We start from the raw sequence: 13,309 nt of genomic DNA, 5'->3' as shown, positions 1-13,309 counted from the left end.
CGCATTCTACCCCAATGCTTCGTCGAACGCCTTTCGGCCGATCCCGGCGAGCCAGGTGCGGAAAGTGAGGATTTCCGGATTGATCTCGCGCATGAGATCCAGATCCACACGTTCTGCCAGTGGACCATCTTCCAGGCTCCTGGCCATGTGCGCGAGGTCGGCATTGGCTGCAAGAACATCGTCGGGAAAGCGCGCATAGGCGATCGTGCGGCCGGCGATTTCGCTCAGGGCGGCCTCGAGTTCGTAGCCGGTCAGCCTGTCGCTTGCGATTTTCAAGGTGACGCCGCCGAACCGGGGCTTGTCGGCGAACATGGCCGCAACGAATTTGCCGATATCGTCCACAGCGGTCAGCTGGATCGAATGCTCCGGCCTGATGAGAGAGAGCAACTGCCCCTTGTCCAGGCCGAATCCGGGCCGCACGAGCATTTCCATGAAGATCATCGGCCTGACGATGGTGGCCGTGACAGGCAATTTGTGGATATGCGCTTCTATGCGAGGCTTGGCGTCAAAACGCGCCACACCCGTCGGCTTGTCGCCGACGCTGGCGCCCGAAGAATAGACGAGATGCGCGACGCCGCTTTCGACGGCCAGGTCGGCGATCGAAATCCCCAGACGTTCTTCCTCTTCCGCCGACAGGTTGGCCGGCAGCACGCTGAAAACGCCATATGCGTCTTTCATCGCCGCCCGGACAGTATCCTCGTCCTCGAATGATCCGGGCACGATTTCGACGCCGGCGTCCCGCAGGGCGATCGCGGCCGGGGACCCGGTATTCAATACAAGTGCGCGCACAGGTCGCTTCGCTTTCAGCAAGGCTCTGGCGACCGATCCGCCCTGGCGACCGGTGCCGCCGAAAACGAGAATCGGATGTTTGTCATTGGTCATTGGGAACCCTCGCGTTGAACAACGACCGTCCATATATACGAGTAGAAAATCGCCGGAAGACGGCACATTTTTCAGCGTCAGGCACAAGGATGATACGCTTGGACAATGGTATCGGGCCCGGCTCCCTTCAGGGACCAGAGGACAAGCCACAATTCAGGCCGATCCCGTCAAACGGGATTTGCACGCGGCTGGGCGACAAGTGGACTGTGCATGTTCTATGGCGGCTGTCTCTCGCAGATGAGCAACGGCTGCGCTTTTCAGCGCTCAGGAAAGAGATCGACGGGATCACCCAGAGAATGCTGACGCTGACGCTGCGCAACCTGGAGCGCGATGGCATGGTGATGCGTCATTACTTTCCCGAAGTACCGCCGCGCGTCGAGTATGAACTAACGGATATGGGTGCCGGCGTGCTGCACGCTCTTGAGAGCTTCAACCTGTGGGTCCGGGATAATCTGCCCGTCGTCGAAGAGCATCGTCGCTCCTATGACGAAGCCCTGAAGTAATTTGAGCATGTCGCGCAAAAGCGCAACCACTGCGCCACGCCGCGCTACCCATAGACATCATAATCCACCGCCGCCTTCACCCCGGTCTCCGACCGGTGACGCAGGCGTTTGACGACTGGCTGCGTGAATGTCAGTGCCAGCGCGTCGGCGTCGTTGGGCGAGGGCAGGCCGCGATCCTTCATGTCTTCCTTGCTTTCGAGCTGGATCTTGCCGTCCAGCCGGGCCACGGTCTCCGGTCCCACGAGGTCCTGGTAGAGAACCTCATTGCCGGGATCGATGGCGCCGCCGGCCTTCAGCCAGCGTTTCATCTGGCCCCAGATATAGGCGCGCATATTGTAATAGCCGGGGTCCAGCACCTTCGTCGAGCCGAACCAGACGAGCTGCCAGGAGCGGCCCATGACGGTACCGGCGCTGGCGATGCCGGTGCCGTAGCCGGCATCCACGAAGACGGCGTCGGCCTCGTATTCATCCTCCAGCCGGGCGATGAGATTGGCAACCTCGATATCGTTGTCATTCCGGGCAATGGTCGCCAGCCGCTTCGAATAGAGGCCCTGGCGCAGCATGATCACCGTCGGGTCGTCGCCCGTCCAGGCGGGGTCGACGCCCAAAATGACGGGCGCGAAGGCATATTGCTCGGGGCGCAGGTGCACGGCGCGCGCCCGGTCGGCATCGTCGGCGGAGATGAACTGCATGGCGGACTGGCTCGGAAACTGGCCGCGCACGCGCACCTTGACGATATCGCTATCCTCGCCGTGATCGTCCACGAGATGTTGCAGGAACTCTTTGTTGGTGCCGGGCACCGTGCGGCTGTCGATCTGCCGGCCGGTCCAGCGGTGGCGGAAGCGGCGGAAACATTCGCGGAAGCGGCCGCTGTTTCTGGTCGGGTTGCCGAAGACGATCCAGATGATGACCGTATCCTCGTCCGTCAGCGCGCCTTCGGCCACTTCCCAGACCTTGTCGTGGATCTTGGAGGCCTCGTCGAAGAGCAGGAGTATGATGCGGCCCTTGTTGTGCAGGCCGGCGAAGGCTTCCGTATTGTGCTCGCTCCAGGAGACGAAATCCTGCCGCCAGCTTTCGCTGCGCTCGGGATCGCGCGACTTGATGGACATGGCCTGCACATCGAACCAGTGGGCGGTGATCGAAAGCCGGAACCATTTGCCGATTTCGGGCGCCGTCTTGGTGCGCAGCTGGCCCTCGGTATTGGCTGTCGTGACGATCTTGCAATCGGCAAAGCAGGACATGGCCCAGTTGGAGAGCATGCCCATTTCCGCCGATTTGCCGATGCCGTGGCCGGAGGCGACGGATATCTGCAGCGGCTGATAGCGGGTCCGGGGGTCGGCAAGATGGGCGCCGATCAGCTCGTTGATCTCGTCCTGCCAGGGGCGGGGGCCGTCATAGCCTTTGAGCTCGCCCATGCCCCAGTCCCAGGCGAGCCGGGTCCAGCGCTTCGGGCTGAAGCGGCAGGCGGCGGCAAGCTCGATGATCGCGTCATTGGGATCGCTGATTTCGCCTGATGCGGCGGGCAGGGGCTTTCGGCGTGTCACGCTATTCCGCCTCGCCATCATTGCCCTCTTCGCTGCGCCTTTGCGCCCGCTCCAGCCGCTCGGCGAGCGCGGAGAGGCCCTTGTGCTCGATGATCTCCTTGAAGGCATTGATGCGGATATGCTTGCCGATCAGCTCCAGCCGGCGCAGCCGCTCGGCAAACTTCACCTTCTTCACATGGCCGATTTCGCGGCGCTCCTTGCCCGTGCCCTCGTAGAGCGCGGAGATTTCGAGATCCGTCACCAGCCCCTGCCGCCAGATCTCGGGCCATTCCCGGATCGGCAGGAGATCGCCATTGTCGTCATAGAGATCGCCGAGATCGGCTTCGGCCTCGGCGGCAAGCCGCGTCAGCAGCCAGTCCGCATCGATGCGCGTGCGCTCGGAGCGCTCGGCCTTCGCTTCGCCGATGGCTGCGGCAATTTGAGGTATCCTCAGGAGCCTGCAGGCAGTCTCCTTCGCGCCGCGGGCCGAATAGCCCGCCCTTATCGCCGCCTGCGCGCCGACAGTATCGACGAGATATTCCTCCACAAAGCGCTGCTGCCGCGCCGTCAGTTCGCTCATGCCATCACATCCCGGTTTGCCGGGGAGATAACAGAGCAACGGTTGGCGCAATGAATGGGCGGAGGAAAGGAAAAAATGTGAACGGCCGGCGGGAACCTTTTCGGGGAACTGCGCGTTTGGGGCCTCAGCCGCTTTCTGTGCCTGACCTAGCGGGAGGAAAATCGCCCCGGGTGATGGCGGCGCAAGAATAACAGTAAGGAATGCAGCTTTTACGCGTAAATACGGACGTTAACCACCCTATTTAACTGAATTAAACGATAATCGTTGCCGCATGCAATGAATTAATCAAGGATTTATTAGAATAGAGGAGTTCGCTTATGCTTGAAAAACTTAAGAATGCTATCGGTATATCTGACAGGATGCACCGGGACAGGGAAATCAGCAGGATTGGCTATAGCGAAGAACCTTCCAAGCTGGTCGTCGAATTTTCCGACGGCAGCATGCATACCCATCTCGATGTCATCGAAGGGCATATCGTCGGCCTGCGCATCGCCGAGGACAAGCTGGATTTCTATGAATCCCAGATAGAGCCTTCGAACCGCCCGCTGGAATCCGGAAGCGCGGGGCGGGGATGAGCCCAGTCCATAGCGGGCAGGGGGGCCATAACGGGCAAGGGGACCATAACGGAGAGGGGGAACGGGACGAGCATACAGCAAACCCTGCTGCCGCAACCGGCGAGCAAGGAACGCAGTCCTATGATCCCGCCCGGTCCTCCGATGAGCCCCCGGTTGCGGTGACGGTCAAACTCGCATCGCATCTGATCAGCGAGATCACCTATGATCCCGTCACGCGGATCCTCGAGATCGAGCACCGGCTGAAAGGCCACCGCCGATATTTCGACGTGCCTCAGGGGGTCGTCATAAACCTGGTCACCGCGCCATCGCCGGGCTGGTATTACACGCAGCACATCCGCGACGCCTTCCGCCGCGACGACGCCCACCGGCATTTTTCCTTCCACTGGCTGCGCTCCCGCGACCATCATCATTGAGGCAGGCGGGATCGCCGCAGCGAGGCCCGATGGCGGTCTCGTGCTGCCTGCATGGCTAAAAAACAGCTAAGTCCTTGATCCTGAATAAGTGACGCAGGAAAGCGGAAAGACTTTTATATTTTTTTCCGTCGCCGGAGGCTTTCTCCTGATTTGAATTTCTTTACGCGTAAGTTTGGGAGTAAGTGGATCACTTATTCAGGATCAATGACTTAGCCGGAATTTTGGCCGTTTTTGCTGCATTTTCAGAAATTCTTATTCAGGATCAATGAGTTAGTGGCGAATATCCGGGGGATCTGAGCCGGGAGGCGGCGCTTTCCGGGCTGTGCGAGACGCCAAGTTCGGTCTCCAGCCAGGCCGGGAAATGCAGGCCCGTTATAGTTTCGAACTTGCTAACTCAATGATAGATAGTAGTCCACTCAAGTCAAAATATTGGCTAACAAAACGATAAATCCTTAATTCGTAGCGTCTTTCCTTGGGCCAGACTGCCGCTTTCGGCAGAAACTCTTTCCCTGTTTCTTCAATTATGCTACTATAAAGTGAGTTAGGGAGGGTAACATGCGTATCTTCGTACTACTCATCGCTATCGGCCTCTGCATATCGACCGTCGCTGTCGTTCCGCCTGCCGCAGTGGCAGGGCCCTGCGACCCGAATGTCGGCAACTGCTAGCCAGAAAAATCCGGATACACCGGCGCTGACCGGTTCCGCGTGAGAACCTTTGAGCGCCACTATCTCTGGAGAGGCGGATGGATAATCCCTGGCCGGCGGATATCCCGTGGTCGCTCTGGAACTACCAGGGCCTGACCATCAGCGACATGCCGCAACTGCCCATGATGGGCGTTCGGTTCCATCCCTCTTTCCTTTACGCTTTCGCTTTCGGCTGTTTTTTCGTGGCCTTCTTTTCCTGGCCGCGGTTCAAGGCGAGGGGTCGGAATATCAATGCCACTTCGGAAGCGCTGCGCGATTTCGACCCGACGGACCTCGGTGGCCAGAATTCGCTCCACAGGGCCTATTTCATCTATGCCGGCGCGATGCTGATCCTCTATGTGTCGCTGACCTTTTTCGGCAAGCTGATCTTCCAGGCAACGCAGATGATCCCCGTTGCCGGCATTTCCGTCGATATTGCCGAGTTGAAATTCGACAGTCCGCAATGGCCGCTGACCCTTGCCTTCGCCTTTGCGGGGCTTGCGGATCTGCTGCCGCCGGTGCGGATCGCCGAGGAGTGGCTGCGCAACCGCGCCTACCGGGCGGCCGGCATTCCCGTGCGCATCGAACAGACCACCCGCAGCCTCATCGCCACGCTGGAGGAACCGCCGGGGCACAGCGGCGAGCGCCGGGAGCATTTGCGCAACAGGGGCAGGGGCTCGCTTGCCGAAATGCTGGGGCACTTTCGCAAGAACTGGCAGGCCCAGATCGATGGCTATCCACGCGTCAGGTGGCTGCTCGGAAAGCGGACGTCGCGAACCCGGGAGCTGCTCGCGCTACTGTCGCAGCTGGAGCTCCTGATCGTCTGGGCGAAGACGACGCGCGGCAGCTGGCCGGGCGCCGAAGTTTCAGCCCGCGTGCGGGACACTGAAGCCAAGTTCGTCGATAAGGCCGATACCCTGCTGAACAGCTTTCAGCGCCGGCTGCAGGAAACCGGCGATCTTAAGGCCACCAATCCGGCCACTGCCGCCAATCCTGACAATCCCGATCTGGACGCGAGCGAAAGCCGGTTCGACGACTATATCTCGCAGGTCATGAAGGACGCGACGGCGGTCCGTTTCGAACTGGTGACGCTGCTGGCGATCTTCCTCGAGCGCGACCCGGATTTTCGCGGGCCGGCCAGGGCGCCGAAGCCCGGCCTGGCGCACCCGATCGATGCGCTTGCCGATCTGCTGCTCGAAACCGACCGGCCGGATGCCGTCGGCAGCGGGCCGGAGGCGGGGCTGCTGCTCTCGCTCATCCCCGTCTTCATCCTGTTTGCCGCCAGCGCCTGGCAGGGCGCACAGGAACTCGTCAGTCAATATGTGGAGACGACGAACCTCGCCGGGGTGCTGCTGACGGCACTGGTCGAAACCCTGAAGATCGCCTCGCTGACCTGGCTGCCGCTTCTGGCGGCCTTTTCGCTGCGTCAATACCGGTGGGACACCAAGGACTGGGTCGGCGCCCAGCAGGATTGGGACTATAGAAATTCCTCGCGCCTGTCGCAGATGATGGGTTGCCTTGCGCTGGCGCTCGCCGCCTCGGTCCTCGGACTGACCGGGGTTGCGATGCTGCGGGCCTTTGCCATCGCCCAGAATGCGAACCATTTCAATTCGCTGCTCTTCGGCGGATCGGCCCCCTTCATCCTCTATTATCCGACCCTTGCCGTCACCCTTCTCCCCATGGTGCCGATATGCCTGGCGGCGGCCGATGCGCGGGCGCATGGAAGGCCGGTCCGTGGCCATGCGGTGCTCTGCGCCGCTTCGGTGCTGGTGCTCTCCATCGCCCATAGCTGGTTCTGGGATCCCGGCTGGCCGGGCGACTGTTTCAGGGCGGAGACAATTGCGACCGCAGCATGCAGCCGGCGGTCTGATACGCTGAGCCGGCTCATCCTGACGGTCCTGGTATTCCTCGCCAGCTGGAACCTCGGCCAGCCCGGCTTCAGCCGAACGCGGCGACGGATCAACCGAAAGCAGGCGGAGTTTGTCTGCGCGGTCCTCATGGCCGCCACCTTCGTGCTGAGCACGCCCGTTTTCGCTCGCGACGTGCGCGTCGGCTTCCGCGACAATGTCGAGCCGTTCTCCTATCTCGTCGGTGATGGGCACGGCAAGGCGCATCATATCGGCTATCTGGCGGACCTCTGCCACGAGATATTTTCGGTCGGCGAATATACGATCGAGGAAGTGTCGGTCACGACGGCCGAACGCTTCAAGCTGGTGAACGGGGACACGGTCGGCGACAAGAAGCCCGTCGAGGTTCTCTGCGATACAGTGACCATGCGCTTTTCGGGATTGGCGATCAGCGCCAATGGCGATTCAGGCGACGATGCCGATGGCCGCTCCAAACGGGACTGGAACAGCATATACTCGCCGATCGTCTTTGCCTCCGGCGTCTCCTATCTCGTCCGGTATTCGCGGGAAGCGACGACCTATGCCGGCGATGTCGTGATCGGTTACGTCTCGGCAACGACGGCCGCAGACGTTGCCTTCAAGAGCTGCCAGGTCGACTTCTTCAAGGGGCTGGCACCGCCCCAGCGAAAGGCACTCTACGAGCGCTGCCGTTTCCTCGATGCGGCGGCGGCGGTCAGGCGCAGGATTGCGATGCTGCTGCCCGACAATCCCGGTTCGCGTGCTTCCGCCCCGGCATCGTCTGAAAAGGCGATGCCGGATGATGCCAGCGTATCGCCCGAAATAGAGCTGCCACCTGATTTCAAGACATCGCTTGAAAAGGCGCTCCAAAGCGCGAAGGACCTCGCGCCCCTTTCGATCCTGCCTGATACGACATCCTTTCTACCGCTGCCGTCGCAGCAGATGGCGAACAATCTCATCAGCACCGTGGGCAAGATTTGCGGGTCGAGCCCGAATACGTCGGGCGATCAGACCGCGCAATCGATCGTCCTGTGCGACGACGCGCTGAAGCCCGATCCGCTCAAATTGATATCCGCTGCCGTCACCGATCCGCGTTGCAACCCTCTTGAGAAGAAGGAACTCAGCGATGCTGACAAGAAGAAGAGATCCTGGCGTGATTATCATTTCTGCCCGATGAAGGATTACGGGGATCTCATCCAGTGGTTCTGCAGCCCGAATCCGGGCCTGAGGCCGGTCTTCATGGGCGATCGGGAGCTGATCCTCGGCAAGCTCGACAGCTGGAACGCCCGCAATACGCCCTGCGCGGTCGAGCAGTTGATTGGCGCCGAATATCTGACCTACGAACCCTATGCGCTGCTTGTCAGCAGAGACGATCCCGAGCTGGTGCAATTCGTGCAGAGGCGCGTCTACCAGATCTTTTCCCACCGCTCGACGGCAACGGCGCGCTTCGCCTCCTATTTCCCCAAACGCAGCATGTCTTCTGCGCTCGCCTATCTCTACCTGCTGAATGCGGTCGATCCGGAGCAGGGCTATCTCGTTCCCTGCGGCACGCCCGACAAGGCGCAGAGCGACGGAACAGGCCCAAATTCAGCGGTGTCCCGCCCGGCCGGCGACATCAGGTCCTGTGCAGACGAGACCGAACAGAAGCCCGCGCCTGCCGCGTTGAACGCCTGGCTGGCGGCTGCGGGCGAGCGGGCACGATCGATCCTGTCTTCGGTGCTGCGCACCTCGGGGATCATCGAGTGAATGGGTGTCGGCGCGGCGGCGGAAGCTGTGGCCAGGGTACCTGGCTCGAGGTTGCGGGTCGTTTATCCCGAGGCCTTGTCACCGGGGGTCGCCGGGGTTCCTTCCGTACCGCGTCCGCACTTCCCGGCGAGGTGATGAGCCTGTAGAGTGGCCGAACGTGCGCCAGATCATCCCACCCGGAGTTTCTCAATGGCCGAGGTCTTGCTGTTCCACCACGCACAGGGGCTGACCGCCGGCGTGCGCGCCTTTGCCGATGACATCAGGGCTGCCGGTCACAAGGTGCATACGCCCGATCTCTTCGAAGGACGCACCTTTCCGAGCATCGCCGAGGGTCTTGCCCATATCGGTGCAACCGGGTTCGACGCCATGCGGGAGCGCGGCGTCCGCCTTGCCGACGAACTACCTCCGGGGATCGTCTATGCCGGGTTCTCGTTCGGGGTGCTGCCGGCGCAGAAGCTCGCGCAGACGCGGCCGGGCGCCCGCGGAGCCCTGCTTTTCTACTCCTGCCTGCCGATCAGCGGCGAGTGGGCCTTCGGACCCTGGCCGGCCAGCGTTCCGGTGCAGATCCACGGCATGGACAACGACCCGGTCTTCGTCGGCGAGGGCGATATCGATGCCGCCCGCGAGATCGTGGAGGAGGCCGATGACGCCGAGCTTTTCCTCTATCCCGGCGACCAGCACTATTTCGCCGACAGCTCGCTGCCCTCCTATGATGCGGATGCGACCCGGCTGCTGACGATCAGGGTGCGGGCGTTCCTGAACCGCGTTGACACGGGCCGATAGGCCCGAAAATCTCCCGGCTTGGGGCGCTTTGCAATTTCAAATTCTCATTTTGAACAACGAGTTAGTTATGACGGATGAAGAGTGCGAGCAGATTTGGGAGTTTTTTCGACTTCTGCCCGACGAGCCCGCAGAGCAGCGGAGCAAGAAGGAGGCATTTCTGAGGGAGTTTCGCGAGGCAAGCGATGGGCGAATTCTCGCAAATACGTTGATGGTCGAGGCGCTTGTCTCAAGAGTTCCCGAATATGTGGAACCCGCCCTGCTGGTCGGTCATGTCTACGGTTTTAACGACGAAAGCGTGGATGTACTTCTCACGCTGCTGCGGCAAGACTGGCACTACAGGCACGAGGACATCGTTCTTGCGCTTGCGGCATTGAAAGCGCCTCGCGCAGTCGAAGATCTGGACTGGGCCACCCGATGGGTGCCCAGCTATCTGGAGTGGGATGAGAACCGCGTCCTCGCACGAAAGGCCGCCTATGCGCTCGGGGCGATCGACACGCCCGAAGCGCGGGCGGCGATTTTCGCGCTCAGCAAGGATGCAGATCCCGTCATTGCCAGACATGGGCAAGAGCAGCTGATGCTCAGCGCAACCATTGCGCCGGCCGCAGACAAAAGATCCATTTTTGCCAGGACCTATGAGTGGATTGCGGGCGGCAAGTTCGAATGACGAGGCTGCCTACAATCCCCGGCCTTCACGGCCTTCGGCCCGTCCCGATTGACCTGCCGACTTGAAGCTGTAGCCTGCGCCAATGCACAATGCGCTGCTCGACTATGCCGATCTCATCTCGCTGCTGACGGCCGTCGGCACCTTCGTCGCGATCGTCGCCGGCGTCGTCGAGCTCATCAAGGCGCGGCGCGAGCATGTGAGAGCGAAGGAGCAGGAGTTCAACAGCTCCTACCTGACGATCAGCGACGCCTATCACCGGCTGCTCGAACTCTCCGTCGAATACCCCCATCTCGGCATCTTCCCCTGGCAGGAAGAACCCGCCGACCTCTCGCCCGACGACCTCGTCAGGCGGGACATTTTCTACGAAATGATGATCTCGATCTTCGAGCGCGCCTATCTGGAACGGCACAAGACGCCCGAGATAGCAGAGCATTTCTGGCCGGGCTGGGAGACATTTCTCAGGCGGCAGATCGAGAAGCCGTCGTTCCGGAAATACTGGGGTATTTTCGATGGGGAGGGGGCGTTCGGAGCGTATGACAAGCGCTTCGAGGCGTTTGCCAAGGGGCTGGATGGCGGGCTGCCCGGTCAGGATGGAGTGTGAGGCATGTCACCGGGGAGGGAGAGCGAACGCCCCCGAACAAGAACAGCGTAAGCGAATTCTAAATCTACTATCAGTTGCTGTGCCAGTGTGGGTCAACCAAGTTGCATGGCGGTAAAACTCCCCGGCAGGATCGCCGAAATGATGACATCCACAAGATAAAATCTACCTAGACGGATTAGCCCAATTCTTGCAATCCTCGGGGGTGGTGCAGACATTATTGTCGCGATAAGATCAACCCGATACCGCGGTGGGCCGGATCTGTAACCTCGACTTGGAACTTGTTGAAGGCCCAACGTATTGTTTAGGCGTTCTTCTATCGATCGAGGGTAAAATGTCTGCAGAGTCCACGCGTCTCACGTCCGAGGCAATGACACTATCGGCCGCCGCCGTCCTGAATTCACTCATCTCCGTGCTTGGCAACAAGGGCCTGCTTTCTCCCGAGGAAGAGCGCGAAGTCTACCGCGCCGCCGCCGACATGATCGACGAGGCCTCCGGCGACGACGAGGACGGAACCTACGAGCTGGCGCGTGAGCTTATCGAACTCAGGCTTGCCGATACCTAGGGCATGTCGCGCAGGAATGTGCAGCAAATTCTTCGGTCGCCGGGTCGCTGACATCAATGCACCAGCCTCGGCGTCAGGCGCCGGGGCGCAAGGGTCGAAGGCCGGGTCTCGGGGAGGAGTTGCATCAACTGGTCGAATAGCGCATGCACGAGGCGGAAGTCACGGCTCTGCTGCAGCTGAGCATTCTGGAAGGCCGGCACGGAAGACGCGATGACCACCCAGCCATTTCCGAGCCGCCGCGCCACGGCGACGGACTGGGTCGTGATCAGGCCGTTGGCATCCGGCTCCCCCGAGGCCAGTTCAAAGAGGGAAATCTCGCCGGCATCCTGCGGGAAGATCAGCGGGGTCGGAACGGCGCCGATGGACCGTCCTGCAGAGCCATCCGCCTCGGCGCATCGCACCGGCAGCCAGCTCTCGCCCTGGACGAGCTGAGGTTCTGAAAAGCCGAAATGCTGCGCAAAGGCGCGCTTGTGTTCCCAGTCCTGCGGGTCGGTCAGCATCAGCAGGATATTGCCGTCTTCGATGACCCGCGCATAGCCCTGGAAGAGAGCATTGCCGAGCATCTGGTTCACTCTCGGGATCACCAGGATGAGGCGACGGGTGCCGGCCAGGCTCTCCCAGGGAGCATCCGCCAGCGGAATGACGTTGCAGCCACGGTCCTCAAGGCAATTGCGCAACTCGGACAGTCCGGTCGCTGTTTCCGATGTCGCGCTGTTGACGTCAGGGGTGCGCGATTCATCGAAGATGACGGTAGCAGGGGCATTGGCATTGCCGAGGTCGGCGAGCACCGTCGCCACCAGCCTGAACAGCATCATGACGGTCTCTGTCGCCAGGACGAGGCCGCCGAAGGCGCAGACGAAAAGCCCGGCGCGGATCGAGCCCATCATGTCAGGGTTCGGAGCGCCCAAGGCCAGCTCGCCTTTCGTCAGGATCAGGCCGAAGATCGATGCAACGACGGCGATGGTTGCCGCCTGCTGCACGGAGCGCGTGTCCGCCGCCACCTCGCGCCTCAGCCGCATGGTCGGGATGGCTTCGTAGATGAAGGTGAAGACCAGGGCTGCAAAGCCGATGATCGTCAGAAGACCGCTGATCGCGGCGGAATAGAAGGTGGTGAGCACCGCCTCGCTCAAAACGACCCCGAACCAGAAGAGGGCGAAGATGGCGAGGAAAAGACCGAAACGGACGACGACAGTCCGGTCCTTGACCCAGGCGCGCTCGATGCGGCGGATCTTGAAGCCGCGCAGCAGGGTTTCGGAGGAATAGCGCGTCGCCATCGTGTTCAGCTTCGATATGTCGAAGCTCGTCAGGCCCAGCATGGCGCCGCCATAGATGAAGGCCGTCGCCAGATTTTTACCCAGCCCGTTGGCGGCGAGATAAAATCCGATGCAGCCCGCAACCACAGCCCATGTTCCGAAGACAACTCTGAGGACCCGGAGAAGCCTGCCGTCGCCGCCCGGCAGCAAGACGAGAACGACGAATGGGCAGGACAGGAGAAAAAATCCGGTTGCCGGCCCCAGGATCTCGTAGAGCGTTCCATACTGCGTTTGAACAAGCGGTCCGAGGCGGGCCTCTATGGGCGGCCAGATATACTGCAATATCAGCGCGTAAATTACATGCGTCAGGGCGACGATCGCCCACATGATAAGGGGTATGCCGACAAACTGTCCGAGCCTGGCGCCCTGTTTGGCGTCGAGCAGGCCCGAAATCAGACCGGCAATCAAGATTGCAGGCAACCATCCCCACAAGGCGAAGAAATGTTGCCAGGTTCCAAACCAGTCCGCAATGAAAGATCGAATGTATTCCATTGAATTTCTTGTCGAAACCGAACAAATATATCATGTGTTCTTTATGGCTGCGATTTATACGTTATTATACCTCGGGTGGAATTTCTATATCTGGAATTAATATTTACGACCGAAGCAACTCAA

Annotated in this window: 12 protein-coding genes; 8 read left to right on the top strand and 4 right to left on the bottom strand. The window is 60.8% G+C overall.

What is annotated here, in order from left to right:
- Positions 1–6: 6 nt before the first annotated feature.
- Positions 7–882 carry an NmrA/HSCARG family protein gene (locus tag FHT93_RS05045; RefSeq protein WP_183846451.1) on the bottom strand — a complete coding sequence of 292 codons (876 nt, stop codon included), beginning with the start codon at positions 880–882 and terminating at the stop codon, positions 7–9.
- A gap of 89 nt (positions 883–971) precedes the next feature.
- Here FHT93_RS05045 and FHT93_RS05040 point away from each other — a divergent pair, with 89 nt between their 5' ends.
- Positions 972–1,385 (top strand): helix-turn-helix domain-containing protein, encoded by a 414-nt coding sequence (locus FHT93_RS05040; protein WP_113017281.1) that lies wholly within the window; start codon positions 972–974, stop codon positions 1,383–1,385.
- 44 nt (positions 1,386–1,429) lie between these two features.
- On the opposite strand, the gene FHT93_RS05035 is transcribed toward FHT93_RS05040, so the two are convergent.
- Together FHT93_RS05035 and FHT93_RS05030 are read right to left on the bottom strand one after the other, a co-directional pair.
- On the bottom strand, positions 1,430–2,929 hold the full coding sequence (locus FHT93_RS05035) for a terminase (protein ID WP_348649760.1): 1,500 nt from the start codon (positions 2,927–2,929) through the stop codon (positions 1,430–1,432).
- A 1-nt stretch (position 2,930) separates the two neighbouring features.
- Positions 2,931–3,488 carry a terminase small subunit gene (locus FHT93_RS05030; RefSeq protein ID WP_183846447.1) on the bottom strand — a complete coding sequence of 186 codons (558 nt, stop codon included), beginning with the start codon at positions 3,486–3,488 and terminating at the stop codon, positions 2,931–2,933.
- Positions 3,489–3,805: 317 nt separating this feature from the next.
- Between FHT93_RS05030 and FHT93_RS05025 the strand changes: the two genes are divergently transcribed.
- From FHT93_RS05025 to FHT93_RS04995, 7 genes are all read left to right on the top strand, one after another.
- On the top strand, positions 3,806–4,063 hold the full coding sequence (locus FHT93_RS05025) for a KTSC domain-containing protein (protein WP_018114906.1): 258 nt from the start codon (positions 3,806–3,808) through the stop codon (positions 4,061–4,063).
- Positions 4,060–4,476: a KTSC domain-containing protein gene (locus FHT93_RS35490; protein WP_183846445.1), complete on the top strand. Its 417-nt coding sequence runs from the start codon at positions 4,060–4,062 to the stop codon at positions 4,474–4,476. Before FHT93_RS05025 ends, FHT93_RS35490 begins: the two co-directional genes overlap by 4 nt.
- Positions 4,477–5,219: 743 nt before the next feature.
- Complete coding sequence (locus tag FHT93_RS05015; RefSeq protein WP_183846443.1) at positions 5,220–8,771, top strand: hypothetical protein; 3,552 nt, start codon at positions 5,220–5,222, stop codon at positions 8,769–8,771.
- A 189-nt stretch (positions 8,772–8,960) separates the two neighbouring features.
- A complete protein-coding gene (locus FHT93_RS05010) occupies positions 8,961–9,554 on the top strand; it encodes a dienelactone hydrolase family protein (RefSeq protein ID WP_113148486.1) in 594 nt (197 codons plus the stop codon).
- A gap of 28 nt (positions 9,555–9,582) precedes the next feature.
- Positions 9,583–10,218, top strand: coding sequence for a hypothetical protein (locus tag FHT93_RS05005; RefSeq protein ID WP_183846441.1), 636 nt, complete (start codon positions 9,583–9,585; stop codon positions 10,216–10,218).
- 82 nt (positions 10,219–10,300) lie between these two features.
- Entirely contained in the window at positions 10,301–10,819 is a 519-nt protein-coding gene (locus FHT93_RS05000; RefSeq protein ID WP_183846439.1) for a hypothetical protein, read from the top strand.
- A gap of 331 nt (positions 10,820–11,150) precedes the next feature.
- On the top strand, positions 11,151–11,381 hold the full coding sequence (locus FHT93_RS04995) for a hypothetical protein (RefSeq protein WP_018114917.1): 231 nt from the start codon (positions 11,151–11,153) through the stop codon (positions 11,379–11,381).
- A gap of 53 nt (positions 11,382–11,434) precedes the next feature.
- On the opposite strand, the gene FHT93_RS04990 is transcribed toward FHT93_RS04995, so the two are convergent.
- Positions 11,435–13,186 (bottom strand): hypothetical protein, encoded by a 1,752-nt coding sequence (locus FHT93_RS04990; protein WP_183846437.1) that lies wholly within the window; start codon positions 13,184–13,186, stop codon positions 11,435–11,437.
- Positions 13,187–13,309 lie beyond the last annotated feature (123 nt).

Source organism: Rhizobium sp. BK379 (assembly GCF_014193955.1).
Classification (GTDB): domain Bacteria; phylum Pseudomonadota; class Alphaproteobacteria; order Rhizobiales; family Rhizobiaceae; genus Rhizobium.
This window is presented reverse-complemented; position numbering and strand designations above follow the sequence as displayed.